The organism is Bacillus sp. REN16 (genome assembly GCF_020731355.1).
Classification (GTDB): Bacteria; Bacillota; Bacilli; order Bacillales; family Bacillaceae_L; genus Ferdinandcohnia.
Map to the genome: position 1 here is coordinate 33,723 of NZ_JAJFZK010000004.1, position 20,883 is coordinate 54,605.

The window sequence follows — 20,883 nt, forward strand, 5'->3', positions numbered from 1 at the left end:
AGTGGCCATACCACTTATCATGTATGAATAAGGAAATTCTATTTTACTAGTTTTCATGAAAAATCGGACAAGTTTTAACTACCTTAATGACTACAACTGGTACCAGATTTTTTTGGCTGCCAAGTTTTCTTTATAACAAGGAGTGAAAAAAAGGAAATGACTCTAAGAGAAGAAGCCCTACATATTCATCAACTTCATAAGGGAAAGCTCGAATCAAAATCAAAAATTCCTGTAAGAAATGCAAAGGATTTAAGTTTAGCATACTCTCCAGGAGTAGCTGAACCTTGTAAGGTTATTTACGATGATAAATCCAAAGTGTATGAATACACAATGAAAGGGAATATGGTAGCTGTTGTTTCTGATGGGACAGCGGTGCTGGGCCTGGGAAATATTGGTCCAGAAGCTGCACTTCCAGTTATGGAAGGAAAAGCTGTACTATTTAAGAGCTTTGCAGGTGTAGATGCATTTCCTATTTGTTTAAATACAACAGATATTGACAAGATTGTGGAAACTGTAAAATTATTAGAGCCTACTTTTGGCGGCGTTAACTTAGAGGATATCGCAGCTCCGAATTGCTTTATAATTGAGGAACGTCTAAAAAAAGAAGCCAATATTCCGGTTTTTCATGATGATCAACACGGTACCGCAATAGTTACAGTAGCAGGACTAGTGAACGCATTAAAGCTTGTTGGCAAGAAAATGTCAGAAATAAAAGTTGTTGCAAACGGAGCAGGTGCTGCCGGGATTGCAATTATTAAGCTTCTATACCGCTATGGGGTTCGCGACATTATTATGTGTGACTCTAGAGGAGCGATTTTTGAAGGTCGTACCTTTGGTATGAATGATGTTAAAGCCGAAGTAGCAAAATATACAAATCGAAATCGTCTAGAAGGCTCTCTCGCAGATGCTCTTCAGGATGCAGATGTCTTTATCGGCGTTTCTGTTGAAGGTGCTCTTACAGCGGATATGGTAAAAACCATGAATGAGGATCCAATTATTTTTGCTATGGCAAATCCTAATCCAGAAATCATGCCAGATGTGGCATTAGAAGCAGGAGCTAAAGTGGTTGGAACGGGAAGATCTGATTTTCCAAACCAAGTAAACAATGTACTTGCTTTCCCAGGGATTTTTAGAGGAGCTTTAGATGCTAGAGCTACTCATATTAATGAACAAATGAAAATTGCAGCAGTAGAAGCAATTGCATCATTAATTTCTTCTGAGGAACTTCGAGCTGACTATGTCATTCCTGCACCATTTGATCCACGTGTTGCTCCTGCTGTTGCTGCTGGTGTGGCAAAGGCAGCAATGGAAACAGGGGTAGCAAGAATCACTGTAAATCCGGAAGAAGTTGCAGAGAAGACAAGACGGTTAGCCATAATAGAGTAGGACGAGGTATTGTGACATCCCATAATTCTAAGGTTTACATTGAAATCGTGAAACAAATTAGGTCCATCATTCAAGATGATGGACTTTCCGCTGGAGATAAAATCCCTTCTGAAAGAGAGCTTTCAGACCGTCTTAATGTAGGGCGTTCCTCTGTAAGAGAGGCCTTAAGATCACTTGAGTTATTAGGCCTAATTGAGACGAGAAGGGGAGAAGGTACCTTTTTAAAGGATTTTGGGGATCATCAGTTGATTCATTTACTTGGTACCTTTATTATCCAAGGAGATAAAACAAAAAACGATCTTCTTGAAACGAAAAAAACACTTGAAAAATCCTGTATAGAATTAGTTTGTCACACAACTAACGATCAGATGATCGCAGAACTTAAAAAGACTCTATGGGAGACTAGTGATCCCGAAGAATACCTTTTTAAGACAATTGTTGAAGCAACAGGTAACCGGCTTTTACTGCGAATCTGGGTCGTAATTTATGAGTATGTGAAGTTTATATATGAGGAACAGACTCATGTAATAAACAAAGAAGGTTTTGATGAGTTAGTTGAAGCTCTTAGTAATAGAGATGTGGCAAAAGCTTTATCTGCCTATGAAAAAATCAATTTGTAGGAAATTGTATTGATTTTGTTGACAAATTCCTACAAAAAATAGTGAAGACATTCAGTAAAGTATAAGTACATGCTTTTTTGGCAACGAAGGAAGATAAAGATTTTCCTTTTTTTCGTTACACAACTTTTTGTCTTGTATACGCAGATAAATATATAAATGAAAACTAAGTCGAAAAAGCCATTCCATTGAATGTGTGAGGAGGTTCCTTTTTGTTAAAAGACTTTTTTGTGAAAAAGAAAAAATATGCTTCGATTCCTTCAGAGCAAGCGAGACAAGATGTTCCAGAAGGTATTATGAGCAAATGTCCTAATTGTAAAAAAATCATGTATACAAAGGAATTAATGAAAAACGATAAGGTATGCATGAACTGTGGCTATCACTATCAAATGACTGCCTATGAAAGAGTCGAAAGCTTACTTGATGAAGGATCTTTCATTGAATTTGATCATGATATGGTTTCTGAAAATCCACTCGGATTCCCGAATTATCTAGAAAAACTGAAGAAGGATCAAGATAAAACAGGTATTAATGAAGCCGTAGTAACGGGTGAAGGTATGATTGAAGGTAATCGAATTATTTTAGCAATCATGGATTCAAGCTTCCGAATGGGAAGTATGGGTTCAGTTGTCGGTGAAAAAATTACAAGAGCAATTGAACAGGCAATGGAGGAAAAAGTTCCATTTCTTATTTTTACAGCTTCTGGTGGAGCTAGAATGCAAGAAGGTGTGCTTAGTTTAATGCAAATGGCAAAAACAAGTTCTGCCTTAAAGCTCTTTAGCAATCAAGGTGGCCTTATTATTTCGATAATGACTCATCCAACAACTGGTGGAGTCTCTGCAAGCTTTGCATCATTAGGAGACTTTAATTTTGCTGAGCCGGGTGCATTAATTGGTTTTGCTGGCAGAAGGATTATTGAGCAAACCATTCGTGAAGAACTTCCAGAAGATTTCCAAACAGCGGAGTTTCTATTAAAACATGGTCAGTTGGATGCTGTCATCCACCGTCATGAATTAAAAGATACATTGGCGAATATAGTAGACATTCATGTGAATGGAGGTGCGGTAAATTGGTAGGCGAACTAGAATTTGAGAAACCAGTCGTAGAATTGAAAAAAAAGATTGCTGAGCTCAAAGATTTTACAAGTGACTCAAATGTAGATCTTTCAGATGAAATTTCCAAGCTAGAATCGAGACTTCAAAAACTGGAGAATGACATTTATAGTCATTTGAAACCGTGGGATCGTGTACAGATTGCCCGCCATCCAGACAGACCAACAACCCTTGATTACATGGAACGTATTTTTACAAACTTTTTCGAGTGTCATGGTGATCGCTATTATGGTGACGATGCTGCCATTGTTGGTGGAATTGCTAAATTCCATGGATTACCTGTAACTGTAATTGGCCACCAACGAGGAAAAGATACGAAAGAAAACATTAGAAGAAATTTTGGTATGCCACATCCTGAAGGATATCGTAAGGCTCTTCGTTTAATGAAGCAGGCCGAAAAATTTAACCGTCCAATTATTTGCTTTATTGATACAAAAGGTGCTTATCCAGGTAAAGCAGCGGAAGAACGAGGACAAAGTGAGGCTATTGCAAAAAACCTTTTTGAAATGGCAAGCTTAGCTGTTCCAGTTATTTGTATCGTTATCGGAGAAGGTGGAAGTGGAGGAGCCCTTGCATTAGGAGTAGGAAATTACATCCATATGCTTGAAAATTCAACGTATTCTGTTATTTCTCCTGAAGGAGCAGCAGCGTTACTATGGAAGGATGCAAGTCTTGCGAAAAAGGCAGCAGAGTCTATGAAAATTACCGCTCCAGACCTAAAAGGACTAGGAATTGTGGATGAAATCATCCCTGAAGTTAGGGGCGGTGCTCATAAGGATGTTGCAGAACAGGCAGCTTTCATTGATACAGTTCTTTTACAATCATTAAAAGAATTGCGCAAATTAAACAACGATGAGTTAATTCAGCAACGCTATCAAAAATACAAAAAGATCGGCCAATTTAAAATAGCTGAAGAAGAATATATCGGAGTTCAGTAAAGGAGTAGACGTGCATCTAACAATTGTTTAGAGCACGTTTTACTTTGTGTTGCGTGAAACTGTCATTGCGCATTTGAATGATAAATAATTAGGCAACCATCCATTTAAAATTGGATGTAATGTTTGAAATTCCCCTCCTAAAGAAAATTCTCCATTTTTCTTTGTTTTTTGACACAAGTTAACACATTTTTCACTATTTATTACGTTTTCATAGCTTGTTTTACTTATATATTAGTGTTATTTTATACATATTGCGAAAGAATAGTATAAGCGAATTAATAAGCTAATTTTACGATTATTTAACTTTATTCAGCAAAAGACTGAATAAAGTTAAAGCCTCCGGCGGATGCCACGATTTTTAAAAGGAAATTTTTCGAGCCTGCTCGAAAAAAAATCGGGCGCAAATACCCCAAGGCGCATTTGATTATTACATAGAGGTGGAAAAAATGAGAAAAATAGGTGTATTAACTAGTGGTGGAGATTCACCCGGAATGAACGCAGCAATTCGTGCTGTGGTACGTAAAGCAATCTATCATGATGTCGAGGTATATGGAATCTATCAAGGATATGCTGGACTTATAAGTGGACAGATCAAAAAATTAGAAATTGGCTCAGTTGGTGATATTATTCATCGTGGTGGAACAATGCTTTACACAGCTCGATGTGAAGAATTCAAAACTGAAGAAGGCCGTAAACACGGAATTGAACAACTGAAAAAATTGGGGATCGAAGGCTTAGTTGTGATTGGAGGAGACGGTTCCTACCGTGGGGCTCAAAAATTAACAGAGCTTGGTTTCCCATGTGTGGGTGTTCCGGGTACGATTGACAACGACATCCCAGGTACTGATTTTACAATCGGTTTTGATACCGCACTTAATACAGTAATTGATGCAATCGATAAAATTAGAGATACAGCAACTTCACATGAACGTACTTACGTAATTGAAGTAATGGGCAGACATGCTGGTGATCTTGCATTATGGGCTGGATTGGCTGGTGGTGCTGAAACAATCTTAATTCCAGAAGCAGATCATGACATGAATGATGTTGTTGCTAAGCTTAACCGTGGCCATGACCGTGGTAAGAAGCATAGTATCATTGTAGTAGCTGAAGGTGTAGGCAGTGGTGTAGAAATAGGTAAGAAGATTCAAGAAGCGACAAATTTTGAAACAAGAGTAAGTGTGCTTGGACATATTCAACGTGGAGGTTCTCCAACGGCAACAGACCGAGTGTTAGCAAGCCGCCTTGGAGCAAGAGCTGTTGAGTTGTTGATTGAAGGAAATGGTGGAAGAGCTGTTGGAATTCAACAGAACAAATTGGTAGACCATGATATTATGGAAATCTTAGATCGTCAACATACGGTTGATGAAAAAATGTATAACCTAGCGCAAGAACTATCAATTTAATAAAGACTTCGGTATAATTCATTGTGGAAGTGTTGGTAATCGCTTATAAAATAAGCGATTATAGAGGAGGAAAATGTAATGAGAAAAACAAAAATAGTATGTACGATAGGACCAGCTAGTGAAAGTATCGAAAAACTTGTTGCTTTAGCTAATGCTGGAATGAATGTAGCGAGATTGAACTTTTCACATGGTGACTTTGAAGAACACGGAGCTCGAATTAAAAATATCCGTGAAGCTTCTAAAATAACTGGAAAGAATATTGCGATATTATTAGATACAAAAGGCCCGGAAATCCGTACAAATACAATGGAAAATGGGGCAATCGATTTAGTTGAGGGTTCAAATATCACGATTTCAATGGATGAAGTAGTGGGTACAACTGAAAAATTCTCGATTACATATCCAGGTCTTATAGAGGATGTTCATCCAGGTTCAAAAATTCTATTAGATGACGGACTAATAGGTCTCGAAGTAGTAGAAATTAATCAACAGAAACGTGAAATTCTTACAAAAGTATTAAATAGTGGAACATTAAAAAATAAAAAGGGTGTAAACGTACCAGGTGTAAGTGTTAATTTACCAGGTATTACTGAAAAAGATGCGAAGGACATTATTTTCGGGGTCCAACAAGATGTAGATTACATTGCAGCTTCCTTCGTTCGTCGTGCTTCAGACGTGTTAGAAATCAGAGAATTACTGGAAGAAAATAAAGGTGAAGCAATTCAAATCATTCCTAAAATTGAAAACCAAGAGGGTGTCGATAATATCGATGAAATCCTAGAGGTTTCAGATGGACTTATGGTAGCACGTGGTGACTTAGGTGTAGAAATACCTGCTGAGGAAGTACCGCTTGTTCAAAAGGATTTAATTAAAAAATGTAATGCTGCAGGTAAACCAGTGATTACAGCAACTCAAATGCTTGATTCTATGCAACGTAATCCTAGACCTACTCGTGCAGAGGCTAGTGACGTTGCGAATGCAATTTTTGACGGCACGGATGCGATTATGCTATCTGGTGAGACAGCTGCTGGTACATACCCAGTTGAGGCAGTTCAAACGATGCATAATATTGCTTCCCGCGCTGAAAAAGCTTTAGTTCATCGAGAAATTTTATCTAATCGCAGTAGACTCTCTGGTATTACGATTACGGATGCAATTGGTCAATCAGTTGCCCATACTGCACTGAACCTTGATGCTTCTGCAATTGTAACACCTACTGAAAGCGGACATACTGCAAGAATGATTTCAAAATACCGTCCAAAAGCGCCAATCATTGCTGTAACAGCGAATGAATCGACAACTAGAAAGCTTTCACTTGTTTGGGGTGTATATCCACAAACAGGAAATGTGGCAAAATCTACAGATGAAATGCTTGATAACTCTGTTGATGTAGCATTAGGTACTGGTATTATTAAACCAGGTGATTTAGTAGTCATTACAGCTGGTGTGCCAGTTGGAGAATGCGGTACAACCAATATTATGAAGATTCATGTTGTTGGTAATACAATTGCTAATGGACAAGGAATCGGCAGAAAATCAGCTTTTGGAAAAGTTGTAGTAGCCCATACTAGTGAAGAAGCTGAAGCAAAAATGTATGATGGAGCGGTCCTTGTAACACCTGCAACTGACCGTGACATGGTAAAATACGTCGAGCAGGCTTCTGCGTTAATAACAGAAGAAGGCGGACTTACAAGCCATGCAGCAGTAGTAGGATTAAGCATCGGAATTCCTGTTATTGTCGGAGTTGAAAATGCAACAACTTTATTAAAAGATGGACAGGATATCACTGTTGATTCCGCTCGTGGAGTTATATACGAAGGACATGCGAATGTTCTATAAGAATGGAGAAGGGAAACCTTCTCTTTTTTCATTATGTTTTTGACTACTTTTTTGTGATTAGGAAACGTATAATAGAAGAAAAGCCTTCATTACCCAAGGAGGATTATATGAGAGTTTTACTAGCATTAATTATCATTGTACCTGCTCTTGAAATAAGTGTTCTAATTTTTTCAGGAAAGACAATTGGAGTTCCGCTTACATTTCTATTAATCATTCTTACAGGAGTATTAGGTGCATGGCTTGCCAAGAAACAAGGCATAGAAACGATTAGACGGGCTCAGCAACAGATGGACCTTGGACAGGTGCCAGGTGAAGCAATAATGGACGGAATATGTATTCTAATAGGTGCTATTTTGCTTTTAACTCCGGGTTACATTTCCGATTTGACAGGGCTCCTGCTACTCTTACCAGTAACGAGAAATTCTATTAAACCTGTTATAGCAAACTGGATTAGACGGAGAATTGATAAAGGAAACTTTACAGTTATACGTCGTTGGTGATGAAAGGAGAAAAGCCATTGTGAATGGCTTTTTTGTTGTCTAGTTCCAGGCGCCTTGCACTTTTCTTATTTATGCTTCTTTTCCGATAATAAAATTCCATACATCCTTGAATACACCAGTTGTATATAAAGTCCTTATGATGACTAATATCACTGGCCCAATAATCAGTCCGATGAAACCGAATAGTTGAAACCCAATAAATAGAGATATTAAGGTTGCCAAGGGATCTAATCCAATACTTGATGAAATCACCTTCGGCTCCATAACCTGTCGCTGTACAATTACCACTAAGTATAAAATACCAAGTCCGATGGCTAGTGGGATATCCCCGCTAAAAGCGGAGTATATAATCCACGGTACAAACACGAGCCCTGTTCCTAAATATGGGAGAAGATCAACAAGTCCAATTAACAAGGCAATTGTAATTGCGTAATCAACACGTAATATTAATAAACCAACCAACACGATTCCAGCAGTAATCGAAATGAGGGTTGCTTGAGCTTTAATAAAACCAAATAAAGCTTTCTTTAATTCTATAAACACGGATTTTCCACTTGTTCTAGCTTTTACAGGGATAAACTTTCGCCCCAAGATAATGAATTTGTTCCAATCCTTACTAATGAAAAAAGTGGCTAACAGTGAAAACACGATAACGGTCGCTGCGTTTGGCAACCAACCGAGAAATTTGGGTATATTTTCCAAGAAGGCTTTTACAAACTCTCCGACATTCGTCGCAATGGTACTACCTACATTGCTTACATTATCCATGATGGTTTGTTGTTGACCTTGATCCAAATTGTCGAACATACTTGTTAATCTCTCATAAAAAGGAATAATTTGACCAACTATTAAATTTTCAAAATAAACGACAAGCTTTTCAAAATGCTGTGGAACCTCTTTTGCTAAATAATTTGCTCCTGAAATAATTTCAGCAATTAATAATGTTAGTAAGCCTGTGACAATCCCAAATACAAGGAAGATCCCTATAAATACGGATAAACCTCGAGGCATTCGTCCTCTGCGTTCCAAAAAATTTACTAGAGGATTAATGAGGAAAGCTATTAATAAAGCAAAAATAAACGGATAGGTAAGCTTAAATAAAAAATAAACCAATACGAAACCAGTAACTACTAGCGCAATAACCAATAAGAATCGAAGAAAACCGTATACATAGTTAATATTCAAACTTTTTCCTCCCTAGGTAATTCTTACATATTATTTTACAATCACTTAGAAAACTTTAAAAGTAAATTACGAAGAATTGAATAATAATGTTTCCAATTATGGAGAAAAATTTGCGAATATGATATTATACGTAAGAGCGAGTGAAAATTTCGTGAACAAACTGCAAAATACCACAAAATTAGCTAAAACTATTTTAGATGACTAATCTAAGTATTCGGCTCGGTTAACTAGTTAAAGAGATATCCTAGTAAATAATATTTTTGTGTGATAATAGTTTATCAGGGAAAATAGTCTCTTTTGATTCACAAAACTCTGATTTTTTATTATAATAGAGTCGAGAGTTACAACATTTCTACATATCACTTGCTACTACTCTTACTTGTCACAATATTATTTTGATATTTGTGACTTCGCGTGATTTTTGAAAAATGAAAGCATTTACTTCACGAAATGATGGGTACTTAACGCATTCTCGATGTTTTAATTTTGAGCATGCGCTCATTTTACCTCTTTTTAGGGGGTAGGGGAATATGAAAAAAGGAGAGGGTCATATGACAGCAACAAAGGGTCTTGAAGGAATTGTAGCTACAACATCTTCGGTCAGTTCAATTATTGATGACACATTAACGTATGCGGGTTTTGATATTGATGATTTAGCTGAAAACGCTAGTTTTGAAGAAGTTGTCTACCTGTTATGGCATAGAAAACTTCCAAATAAAGAGGAGTTAGCTGAATTAAAACAGCAGATTGCTGAAAATGCAGGTCTTCCGCAAGAAGTATTAAATCATTTCAAAACATACCCAATTGATAAGGTTCATCCAATGGCGGCTCTTCGCTCAGCAGTTTCACTGTTAGGACTGTTTGATGATGAAGCAGATGTAATGGATCCGGAAGCAAATTATCGTAAGGCAATTCGTCTTCAAGCAAAATTACCTACAATTGTTACCGCTTTTTCTCGTGTACGCAAAGGATTAGAGCCAGTTGCTCCACGCACTGACCTAAGCTTTGCTGGAAACTTTTTGTATATGCTAAGCGGTCAAGAACCAAGTGAAATAGCAGAAGAAGCATTCAATAAAGCATTAGTTCTACATGCTGACCATGAACTGAATGCATCCACTTTCACAGCCCGTGTTTGTGTTGCTACGCTTTCTGATATTTATTCAGGTGTAACAGCTGCAATTGGCGCATTAAAAGGTCCACTTCACGGTGGTGCAAACGAAGCAGTTATGAAAATGCTTTCCGAAATCGGGGAAGTTGAAAATGTTGAAAATTATATCAAGACGAAGTTAGCTAATAAGGAAAAAATCATGGGATTCGGCCACAGGGTTTACCGTAAAGGTGACCCGCGTGCAAAACACTTGAAGGCAATGTCTCAAAAGTTAACAACGATTACTGGCGAACCTAAATGGTATGAAATGTCAACTGCAATTGAAAAAATTGTAACAAGTCAAAAACCATTACCACCAAATGTTGACTTCTACTCAGCATCTGTATACCATAGCTTAGGTATTGATCATGATTTATTTACACCAATTTTTGCAGTAAGCCGTGTTTCTGGTTGGATAGCTCATATTCTAGAGCAATATGATAACAACCGTTTAATCCGCCCACGAGCTGAATATACTGGTCCAGGAATGCAGCAATACGTTCCAATTGACCAAAGAGGTTAATAAATCTAACAATATAAATATTAGAAAAAAGCATATCAGGAGAAATTTCCTCCTGAGATGCTTCTTATGAACTTTAGGAGGTAATACTAGTGGCAGGAGAAAAAATTACAGTTTCCAATGGTGTACTAAACGTACCAAATAATCCAATTATTCCATTTATTGAAGGTGACGGAATTGGTCCAGATATTTGGGCCGCGGCGTCACGTGTATTAGAGGCAGCTGTTGGAAAAGCATACAACGGCGAAAAATCAATTGTTTGGAAAGAAGTATTAGCAGGGGAAAAAGCTTTTAACCAAACTGGTGAATGGTTACCGGCTGAAACATTAGATCTTATTCGTGAGTACATAATTGCTATTAAAGGACCTCTTACTACACCAGTTGGTGGTGGTATTCGTTCATTAAACGTTGCATTACGTCAAGAATTAGATCTATTTACTTGTCTTCGTCCAGTACGTTATTTTACAGGTGTACCTTCACCAATTAAACGTCCAGAAGATACAGACATGGTAATCTTCCGTGAAAACACAGAAGATATCTATGCTGGTATTGAATATGCACAAGGTTCTGAAGGCGTTCAAAAGTTGATTAACTTCTTACAAAATGAATTAGGTGTTAATAAAATCCGTTTCCCAGAAACTTCTGGAATTGGTATTAAGCCAGTTTCTGAAGAGGGAACAAAGCGTCTAGTACGTGCTGCTATTAACTATGCAATCGAACAAGGCCGCAAATCTGTAACTCTTGTACACAAAGGTAACATCATGAAGTTTACAGAAGGAGCATTCAAAAACTGGGGCTACGAGCTTGCTGAACAAGAATTTGGCGATAAAGTATTCACTTGGGCTCAATATGACCGCATCGTAGAAGAAGAAGGTAAAGATGCAGCTAATAAAGCACAAGCTGATGCTGAAGCAGCAGGCAAGATTATTGTAAAAGATTCAATTGCTGATATCTTCTTACAACAAATCTTAACCCGTCCACGTGAATTTGATGTGGTAGCTACAATGAACTTAAACGGTGATTACATTTCTGATGCATTAGCTGCACAAGTTGGCGGAATCGGAATCGCACCTGGAGCTAACATTAACTATGAAACTGGACATGCCATTTTCGAAGCTACACATGGAACTGCACCTAAATATGCTGGTTTAGACAAAGTTAACCCATCCTCTGTTCTATTATCAGGTGTATTAATGCTTGAACACCTTGGTTGGAATGAAGCAGCAGATCTTATTATGAATTCAATGGAAAAAACAATTGAATCTAAAGTAGTAACATATGACTTTGCTCGTCTTATGGAAGGCGCAACAGAAGTAAAATGTTCAGAGTTTGCTGATGAACTAATCAAAAACTTGGGCTAATCATAGATATAAGTAACCGCCCTAATTAGGGCGGTTACTTACATATGAATAGGGAGGATATAATATGAGTCAATTTAAACGGAAAAAAATCTCTGTAATTGGTAGTGGATTTACTGGTGCAACAACAGCTTTTCTGCTTGCTCAAAAGGAATTGGGAGACGTCGTTTTAGTTGATATTCCACAAATGGAGAACCCAACAAAAGGGAAAGCCTTAGATATGTTGGAAGCTAGTCCAGTTCAAGGATTTGATGCAAACATTACGGGTACATCAAACTATGAGGATACAGCTGATTCAGATATCGTAGTGATTACAGCAGGCATTGCTCGTAAACCTGGGATGAGTCGTGATGATCTTGTTCAAACAAACCAAAAAATCATGAAAAGTGTTGCTCAGGAAATTGCAAAACATTCTCCAAATGGCTATATCATTGTTTTAACAAATCCAGTTGACGCTATGACATATACAGTGTTTCAGGAATCAGGGTTCCCCAAAAATCGTGTTATTGGCCAATCAGGCGTACTTGATACAGCAAGATTCCGAACATTTATTGCCCAGGAACTAAATCTATCGGTAAAAGATATCACTGGATTTGTTCTTGGTGGTCATGGTGATGACATGGTGCCGCTTGTTCGTTACTCCTATGCAGGAGGCATTCCACTCGAAACTTTAATTCCAAAAGATCGCTTAGAAGAAATAGTTGAACGTACACGTAAAGGTGGCGGTGAAATCGTCAACCTATTAGGAAATGGAAGTGCTTATTATGCACCAGCTGCTTCCCTAGTGGAGATGGTTGAAGCTATATTAAAAGACCAGCGACGTGTCTTACCTGCAATTGCATATTTAGAAGGTGAATATGGATTTACTGGAATTTACCTTGGCGTTCCAACCATTCTAGGTGCAAATGGTATTGAAAAAATTATTGAACTTGAACTTACAGAACAGGAAAAAGCAGAACTTGCAAAATCGGCTGCTTCCGTAAAAAATGTCATGAATATACTTGCATAATCATAGAATTAAGAGAAAAGCGCAAGGTGCCTGTCTATCGGCGACAAGTATAAGAAAAGCGCTGATAGAAGGCGCACTTTGCCTTCAGAAGCGATTGGCTAGACCCAAGAGCCGATGGCGCCTGGACTAGACATCGAATAAAGATTCGGGGTTCCCCCGAATTTTTTATACATAAACTTGTAATCGTTTTCATTTTAATGGAGGTGCGACCCTTTTCATGTTATTAGGGAAAAAGCGAAAACTAGGTAGAATGATTGAGGAAATGACTGTTGGTGAAAAATTAACACTAACTGAGAAAATTGAAGATAAAGATTTACTGTTATACTTAGGGTTGACGAATGATGCAAATCCACTTTATATTCAACATGATTATGCATCTCAAACTCCCTTTAAAAAACCGCTTGTTCCGACTGTTATGTTGACAGGTATTATATCAGCGGCCATTTCAAAATATTTACCTGGTCCTGGCAGCTATATTCTAAAGCAGGAAATTGAATTCTTACAGCCTTTATACCACTATGACACGGTTCAATTTTTATTTGAAGTAACTAAAGTTAATTTTCATGAGCATACAGTTGAAATTTCAGTTGCTGCATTAGATGAAGATGAATCAAAGGCAATCGAAGGTAGACTATTAGTATGTCCTCCACATCGGATCACCCCAATGGAAGGGAAAATATTGGAGAACTTTTAGAGAGCTTAGCCTCTCTTTTTTGTATTTTCATGGTAAGTCTAGAATTGTTATTCTATAATATCTATATAAAGAGATAGAGATAACAAATATATGATGGGGTTTATCTTTTTTTGATGGAGGAAGACAATGAAGAAAAAGGTATTGGTTGTGGAGGATGAGCGTTCAATCATTACATTACTTCAGTATAACCTGCAACAGGCAGGCTACGAGGTTATTACCGCAATGGACGGGGAAGATGGCTTAGAGAAAGCTTTAGTGGAAAGACCACAAATTATCGTCCTTGACTTAATGCTGCCAAAATTGGATGGGATCGAAGTATGCAAACAGCTTCGCCAAAATAAAGTAGATATCCCGATCCTTATGTTAACGGCAAAAGATGATGAATTTGATAAAGTTTTAGGTTTGGAGCTTGGGGCAGACGATTATATGACAAAACCATTTAGTCCAAGAGAAGTAGTAGCTCGTGTAAAGGCAATACTTAGAAGAACAAGTAAAATAGAGGTTTATTCAGAAGACACGTCATCGGCTCCACAAATTATGATTGGACCTTTACGGATTTTACCGGAAAATTACGAGGCCTATTTTAATGAGGAAGCGCTTGACCTTACACCTAAAGAATTTGAACTACTCGCATATTTGGCAAAAAATAAGGGAAGAGTTTTAACACGAGATCAGCTTTTAAGTGCAGTCTGGAATTATGATTTTGCTGGTGACACCAGAATAGTGGATGTTCATATAAGTCATTTACGTGAAAAGATTGAAAAGGATTCAAAAAAGCCAAGTATAATTAAAACCGTAAGGGGGTTAGGCTATAAGCTTGAGGAGCCAAAGCTCTATGAATAAATTTCACTCGAGACTTCTTTTTGCGATTATTTTTTTAATCATTATTGTTTTTCTTTGTATGGGTTTTATGTTAGGGCAATTCATTAGTAGTCTAATCAGCAATAATGCGATCCACGGAACCTCCGTAGATAAAACTGTCCAACAGGTCTGGATTGCGCTTATCGTTTGTCTAGGAATTGCATTGATAATCATACTTTCACTAATTGTAAGAATCACGACCACCTATACAAAACCAATCGATGCTGCAACAAAAGCGGTAAAAGAACTAGCAAAGGGAAATTACCGAGCAAGAACCTATGAGGATCATATTAGTGCTGCTGGGTTACTGGGGCAATCAATTAATATTGTTGCAAGAAATATTGAAGAAATGACCAAATCCTATGAAATGCAGCACGACAGATTACATACCTTGATTGAAAATATGGGTAGCGGGCTATTATTTATCGATAGCAAAGGATATATTAGTATTTTTAACCGGACGATTAATGAAATATTTAAGATTGACGACAAAGAAGATTTATTGGGGCAGCTTTATTACGAAGCTTTTACTCATAAAGAAATGGTCAAATTGGTAGAAGAAATTTTTATGACCGAGCGAAAATTACGAAGACAAATCCATTTGACGATTGGAAATGAACAAAAGGATTTTGAGGTGTACGCTACGCCAATATTAGGGGCAAACGTGGAATGGCGAGGGGTTGTTCTAGTTTTTCATGATATTTCAGACTTGAAAAGACTTGAGCAGATGCGTAAGGATTTTGTTTCAAATGTTTCTCATGAACTTCGAACACCCATTACATCTATTAAAGGGTTTGCTGAGACTTTGTTAGATGGGGCGATGAATGATAAGGAAGTCTTAGAAGAATTTTTATCAATCATCCTAAATGAAAGTCATCGTCTTCAAGTTCTTATTCAAGATCTATTGGATTTATCGAAAATGGAGAATAAGGGTTTTTCGCTAAACCTTTCACGTGTTAATGTGAAGGAGCTTTTGGAAAATAGTTTACGAATGTTAAACTCAAAAGCAGTAGAGAAAGATATTCATTTAGAGCTTTTCGTAGAAGATGAAACAATGGTTATAGACGGAGATGTGGACAGATTAAAACAGGTCTTTATCAATGTTATTAATAATAGTTTGTCATATTCTCCTAATAAAGCTAAGGTTGTGGTAAAGGCCACAAATCTGGTTGATTCTGTTCAAATCCAAATTATCGATACTGGGATAGGAATCGAAGAAAACGAGCTTTCCCGCATTTTTGAAAGGTTTTATCGAGTTGATAAAGCGAGAAGTAGAAATTCGGGAGGTACAGGTTTAGGTCTTGCAATCGTAAAACATATTATTGAGGCACATGAAGGGGCAGTACAAATAAGCAGTAAAGTAGGGGAAGGAACAACGGTTTCGATTCGTTTAAAAAAAGAATTAACATCAACAAAGATATCCTAATTTACAAAATGTTTACAATGGAAACATATTCTCTTAATATCTAAACCGTATGATATTTATGAGAACCCCTTCATACTAGAAGGCCAAACCTTTTGACAAGGATGTAATATCCTTGTCCTTTTTTTTATCTTATTGAAACCTTTTTGTATTATAATCGTATAAAACTATGTAGATATAAATTGAGGGGGGAAAGCATGGTTAGTTTGAAAAGAATTTTTACGATTGCAGGACTAAGTGTGCTCGTTCTGGTTTTGGGTGTTGTTGGATTTACATCCTGGTACACTGTTGATGAATCAGAGCAAGCAATTATATTAACGTTTGGTAAAGCGGATGAAGCAATATCTGAGCCTGGTCTCCATTTTAAGATGCCATGGCCGATACAGGATATTGAAAAATTACCAAAAACTACTTATAGTTTACAATTTGGTTATGATCAAAAAGATGGTGAAATAACTGATGTGCCAAAGGACACGAAAATGATTACCGGTGACGAAAATATTGTTCTCGCGGATATGGTTGTTCAATGGCAAATTACCGATCCTTCAAAGTTCTTATTTAATTCTGAGGATCCTGAGCAAATTTTATATAATGCTACTTCTGCATCTTTAAGAAGTATAATTGGAAGTTCCAAAATCGATGATGCGTTAACATCTGGTAAAGCGGAAATTGAAGCTGAGGTTAGAGATTTATTAGTTGCTCTATTAGAGAAATATGATATTGGGGTTTCAGTAACTGCTGTTAAACTGCAGGATGTTGAATTACCAAATGACGAGGTTCGAAAAGCATTTACAAATGTAACAGATGCCCGTGAAACAAAAAATACAAAAATAAATGAAGCAAACAAATACCGTAACCAAAAAATGGCTGAAGCAAAAGGGGAGCAAGAAGCCCTTATCTCTCGTGCCACTGGGGATAAAGCAGCCCGTATGGAAATTGCACGTGGGGATGTTGCTACATTTAATGCATTGTACACTGAATATGCAAAAAATCCTGAGATTACAAGAAAACGTCTTGTTCTTGAAACCCTGGATCAAGTATTACCGAATACTGAAATTTATATTATGAAGGATGATGGCAATACCATGAAGTACTTGCCAATACGTCCAGCTGGAAGCCAAGCGCAGGTTCCTCCTGTAGAAACAGAAGGGAGTGGTAACCAATGAGTGAAAATGTAGTGGATTTAAACGAAAAAAAGGGTTCCAATAAATATAGCAAATACACGAAGGGCGGTATATTCCTTCTTATCGCAATTATTCTAATTGGGATCGTTCTGGTTAATTTATTTATCGTAAGAGAAGGTGAATACAAGGTTATTCGACAATTCGGTGAGGTTGTCCGAATTGAAGAAACACCTGGTCTTTCTTATAAAATTCCTTTTATCCAGTCAGTTGAAACATTACCAAAATATCAAATGATTTATGATGTTCAAGAGGCTGAAATCAATACGAAGGATAAAAAGCGAATGATGATCGATAATTATGCTGTTTGGCGTATTGAAAACCCTAAACAAATGATTGCTACAACAAGAACGGTCGTTAGTGCTGAAGCAAAGCTAGATGAATTCGTATATTCGGCGATTCGTACAGAGCTTGGTCAATTAAATTATGATGAGATTATTAACGATGAAAAGTCGGAGCGCGGCAGTCTAAATGATCGTATTACAGAAATTGTAAATAAAAACCTTGAAGAAGATAATTATGGAATCGTCGTAACAGATATACGTATGAAGCGTACTGATCTACCAGCTGAAAACGAACAATCCGTCTATACAAGAATGATTTCCGAGCGTGAATCAACAGCTCAAAACTATCTTTCTGAAGGGGATGCCGAGAAAAATAAAATTGAGGCAAAAACGGATATGGAAGTAAAGGAAATCATTGCAAAAGCACAAGCTGATGCGGAGGTTATTCGAAGCCAAGGGGAAGGGGAAGCAGCCCGTATCTATAATGATGCCTTCTCAAAGGACCCGGAGTTCTACAACCTGTTCCGTACGTTAGAATCCTATAAAACTACAATCGATGGAGAAACAGTCATTATTTTACCAGCGGACTCTCCATACGCGAGATTGTTAATGGGATATACTGATTAACAAAGTCACATATAAGTAGCCGTTGTTTTCCATTTGCGTTCATGTCATGCTAAAATGAACAGTAGGAAAACAACGGCTTTTTATTATGGGTTTCGACGTTTGTATACTCAAAAGGTCCCAAATTGTTGTCATAGAAAGGAACGATTTTTCTTGGATAAAAAGATTGTTTTAGTGGATGGAAATAGTATCGCTTATCGGGCATTTTTTGCCTTGCCACTTCTGAATAATGATAAAGGTGTACATACAAATGCAATTTATGGCTTTACGATGATCTTGAACCGAATACTTGAGCAGGAAAAGCCATCACATATTTTAGTAGCTTTTGATGCAGGAAAAACAACGTTTAGACATAGTACGTTTAGCGAATATAAAGGTGGTCGACAAAAAACTCCACCTGAGCTTTCAGAGCAGTTTCCATTTTTACGAGAGCTCCTTGATGCTTACAAGATTGCCAGATATGAATTAGAAAACTATGAAGCCGATGATATTATCGGAACTTTATCGCTTCAAGCTGAACAAGACGGTTTTGAGGTTAAAATTATTTCAGGGGATAAAGACTTAACACAACTTGCCTCAGACCAGGTTACGGTTGATATAACGAAAAAAGGAATTACAGACGTTGATTCCTATACGCCTGATTTCATTAATGAAAAATATGGAATCACACCAGAACGAATTATCGACATGAAAGGACTGATGGGGGATAGCTCTGATAATATACCAGGGGTCCCAGGAGTTGGTGAAAAAACAGCTCTAAAATTATTGCAAGAGTTCAATACCCTAGAGGAGCTATTAGACTCACTTGATAAGGTAAGCGGAAAGAAGCTGAAAGAAAAGCTTGAAGAAAATAAAGACCAAGCGATCATGAGTAAGAAGCTTGCCACGATCTATCGTGATGCGCCAATTAAAATTGGAATAGGTGAGCTTGAATATAATGGCTATGATGGTGACCAAGTGATTAAGCTTTTTAAAGAACTTGGGTTTAATTCCTTACTCGATAAGGTAGAGGGAAGTGAGAAAACCGAGGACAAGCCTTTAGAAGAGATTTCTTTCAAATTCGTTGAAGAAGTCAAGGATGATATGTTAACTGCTGATTCTGCCTTAAATGTGGAAGTTCATGATGAAAGCTACCATAGAGCAGATGTTCAAGGAATTGCAATCTCAAATGAAAATGGGAATTTTTATATTCCAACAAAGCTAGCACTTGAATCGAAAGCCTTTAAGCAATGGGCAAAGGACAAAGATAAGAAGAAAACGGTATTTGATGCGAAAAAATCAATTGTTGCCTTGAGATGGAAGGGAATTGAGTTACAAGGAATTGATTTTGATTGTTTAATTGCCTCCTATATTTTAAATCCATCTGATTCTACCGACGATATTGCAGCAATTGCAAAAACTAAGGGAATTACTGGTGTACAAACGGATGAAGCGGTGTACGGAAAAGGTGCGAAACAGAATATACCAGGCGAAGAAGTTCTTGCGGAGCATTTAGTTAGAAAAGCAGTTACACTTAAAAAGTTAAAGGATATCTTCCTAAAGGAATTACAGGACAACGAACAATATAAGCTTTTCACTGATTTAGAAATGCCATTATCCTTCATCCTAGCTGATATGGAAGCAACAGGGGTGAAGGTTGATGTTGAACGTTTAAAAACAATGGGAGAGGAATTAAAGCAACATCTGCAAGAGCTTGAACAAAAGATTTATGAGCTGGCAGGAGAAGAATTTAACATTAACTCGCCAAAACAGCTAGGTGTCATTCTTTTTGAAAAGCTTCAGCTTACCGTTTACAAAAAAACAAAAACGGGCTATTCAACTTCTGCTGATATTCTTGAAAAGCTGGCTAAAGAGCATGAGATTATTGAGTATATTTTGCATTATCGCCAAGTTGGAAAGCTTCAATCAACCTATATTGAGGGTTTATTAAAGGTTGTTCATGAAGATACATGTAAAGTTCATACTCGATTCCAGCAGGCTCTAACACAAACGGGAAGACTAAGCTCAACAGACCCGAATCTGCAAAATATTCCGATTCGCCTGGAAGAAGGACGAAAAATAAGACAAGCTTTTGTTCCATCTAATAAGGATTGGTTTATGTTTGCAGCAGACTATTCGCAAATTGAACTAAGAGTGCTTGCACATATTGCAAACGATGAAAATTTAATCAATGCCTTTTCGAATGATCTAGATATTCATACAAAAACGGCAATGGATGTGTTCCACGTCAAGGAAGATGAGGTAACCTCTAATATGCGTCGCCAGGCAAAGGCTGTTAACTTCGGGATTGTGTACGGAATCAGTGATTTTGGATTGTCTCAAAACCTTGGAATTACAAGAAAGGAAGCAGGACATTTTATTGAACGTTATTTTGCAAGCTTCCCTGGTGTTAAGGAATATATGGAGGAAATCGTTGAGGATGTAAGACAAAAGGGATATGTCTCAACTCTTCTTCAAAGAAGAAGATATATTCCTGAAATTACGGCTCGTAATTTTAATGTTCGCAGCTTTGCAGAAAGAACAGCAATGAATACTCCGATTCAAGGAAGTGCTGCCGATATTATCAAGAAGGCGATGATTGATATGGCAGCAAGATTAAAAACAGAAAAGCTGCAAGCAAAATTGCTTTTACAGGTACATGACGAATTAATTTTTGAAGCACCTGAAGAGGAAATTGAGATTTTGAAAAAAATTGTACCAGAAGTAATGGAAAATGCCATTTCCTTAAAAGTTCCATTAAAGGTCGATTATGAATATGGCAAGACCTGGTATGATGCGAAATAACCGATTTGAGGAGTG

General features: G+C 37.3%; 17 protein-coding genes. 16 read left to right on the top strand and 1 reads right to left on the bottom strand.

Translation table 11 applies throughout. The annotated features are described in order from the left end of the window. Positions 1 to 156 precede the first annotated feature (156 nt). The 7 genes from LKW28_RS05820 (at position 157) to LKW28_RS05850 (ending at position 7,798) form a co-directional block, all read left to right on the top strand. Positions 157 to 1,386, top strand: a complete 1,230-nt coding sequence (locus LKW28_RS05820) for an NAD(P)-dependent malic enzyme (RefSeq protein WP_229139415.1) — start codon at positions 157 to 159, stop codon at positions 1,384 to 1,386. A gap of 11 nt (positions 1,387 to 1,397) precedes the next feature. Beyond that, complete coding sequence (locus LKW28_RS05825; RefSeq protein ID WP_229139416.1) at positions 1,398 to 2,006, top strand: FadR/GntR family transcriptional regulator; 609 nt, start codon at positions 1,398 to 1,400, stop codon at positions 2,004 to 2,006. A gap of 209 nt (positions 2,007 to 2,215) precedes the next feature. Next, a complete protein-coding gene (gene accD / locus LKW28_RS05830; RefSeq protein ID WP_229139417.1) occupies positions 2,216 to 3,079 on the top strand; it encodes an acetyl-CoA carboxylase, carboxyltransferase subunit beta in 864 nt (287 codons plus the stop codon). Then, a complete protein-coding gene (gene accA / locus LKW28_RS05835; protein ID WP_229139418.1) occupies positions 3,073 to 4,053 on the top strand; it encodes an acetyl-CoA carboxylase carboxyl transferase subunit alpha in 981 nt (326 codons plus the stop codon). Before accD ends, accA begins: the two co-directional genes overlap by 7 nt. A 446-nt stretch (positions 4,054 to 4,499) precedes the next feature. Continuing rightward, positions 4,500 to 5,459 (top strand): 6-phosphofructokinase, encoded by a 960-nt coding sequence (pfkA, locus tag LKW28_RS05840; RefSeq protein WP_229139419.1) that lies wholly within the window; start codon positions 4,500 to 4,502, stop codon positions 5,457 to 5,459. A gap of 78 nt (positions 5,460 to 5,537) precedes the next feature. Continuing rightward, positions 5,538 to 7,298 carry a pyruvate kinase gene (pyk, locus tag LKW28_RS05845; protein ID WP_229139420.1) on the top strand — a complete coding sequence of 587 codons (1,761 nt, stop codon included), beginning with the start codon at positions 5,538 to 5,540 and terminating at the stop codon, positions 7,296 to 7,298. A 107-nt stretch (positions 7,299 to 7,405) separates the two neighbouring features. Continuing rightward, complete coding sequence (locus tag LKW28_RS05850; protein ID WP_229139421.1) at positions 7,406 to 7,798, top strand: FxsA family protein; 393 nt, start codon at positions 7,406 to 7,408, stop codon at positions 7,796 to 7,798. A 69-nt stretch (positions 7,799 to 7,867) separates the two neighbouring features. On the opposite strand, the gene ytvI is transcribed toward LKW28_RS05850, so the two are convergent. Then, complete coding sequence (ytvI, locus tag LKW28_RS05855; protein WP_229139422.1) at positions 7,868 to 8,983, bottom strand: sporulation integral membrane protein YtvI; 1,116 nt, start codon at positions 8,981 to 8,983, stop codon at positions 7,868 to 7,870. 551 nt (positions 8,984 to 9,534) lie between these two features. On the opposite strand from ytvI, the gene citZ reads away from it, so the two are divergent. The 9 genes from citZ (at position 9,535) to polA (ending at position 20,868) form a co-directional block, all read left to right on the top strand. Next, positions 9,535 to 10,653 carry a citrate synthase gene (citZ, locus tag LKW28_RS05860; RefSeq protein WP_229139712.1) on the top strand — a complete coding sequence of 373 codons (1,119 nt, stop codon included), beginning with the start codon at positions 9,535 to 9,537 and terminating at the stop codon, positions 10,651 to 10,653. Between the two features lie 83 nt (positions 10,654 to 10,736). Beyond that, entirely contained in the window at positions 10,737 to 12,011 is a 1,275-nt protein-coding gene (icd, locus tag LKW28_RS05865; RefSeq protein WP_229139713.1) for an NADP-dependent isocitrate dehydrogenase, read from the top strand. A 64-nt stretch (positions 12,012 to 12,075) separates the two neighbouring features. Further along, complete coding sequence (gene mdh, locus LKW28_RS05870) at positions 12,076 to 13,017, top strand: malate dehydrogenase (protein ID WP_229139423.1); 942 nt, start codon at positions 12,076 to 12,078, stop codon at positions 13,015 to 13,017. A gap of 217 nt (positions 13,018 to 13,234) precedes the next feature. After that, positions 13,235 to 13,711: a MaoC/PaaZ C-terminal domain-containing protein gene (locus LKW28_RS05875; protein ID WP_229139424.1), complete on the top strand. Its 477-nt coding sequence runs from the start codon at positions 13,235 to 13,237 to the stop codon at positions 13,709 to 13,711. A gap of 126 nt (positions 13,712 to 13,837) precedes the next feature. After that, positions 13,838 to 14,554, top strand: coding sequence for a response regulator transcription factor (locus tag LKW28_RS05880; protein ID WP_229139425.1), 717 nt, complete (start codon positions 13,838 to 13,840; stop codon positions 14,552 to 14,554). Beyond that, complete coding sequence (gene pnpS / locus LKW28_RS05885; protein ID WP_229139426.1) at positions 14,547 to 15,998, top strand: two-component system histidine kinase PnpS; 1,452 nt, start codon at positions 14,547 to 14,549, stop codon at positions 15,996 to 15,998. The genes LKW28_RS05880 and pnpS overlap by 8 nt, the downstream gene beginning before the upstream one ends. Positions 15,999 to 16,192: 194 nt before the next feature. Beyond that, positions 16,193 to 17,161, top strand: coding sequence for an FtsH protease activity modulator HflK (gene hflK / locus LKW28_RS05890; RefSeq protein ID WP_229139427.1), 969 nt, complete (start codon positions 16,193 to 16,195; stop codon positions 17,159 to 17,161). Beyond that, a complete protein-coding gene (gene hflC / locus LKW28_RS05895; protein WP_229139428.1) occupies positions 17,158 to 18,087 on the top strand; it encodes a protease modulator HflC in 930 nt (309 codons plus the stop codon). The genes hflK and hflC overlap by 4 nt, the downstream gene beginning before the upstream one ends. A gap of 150 nt (positions 18,088 to 18,237) precedes the next feature. Next, positions 18,238 to 20,868, top strand: a complete 2,631-nt coding sequence (gene polA, locus LKW28_RS05900) for a DNA polymerase I (RefSeq protein ID WP_229139429.1) — start codon at positions 18,238 to 18,240, stop codon at positions 20,866 to 20,868. The last annotated feature ends 15 nt before the right edge of the window (positions 20,869 to 20,883 follow it).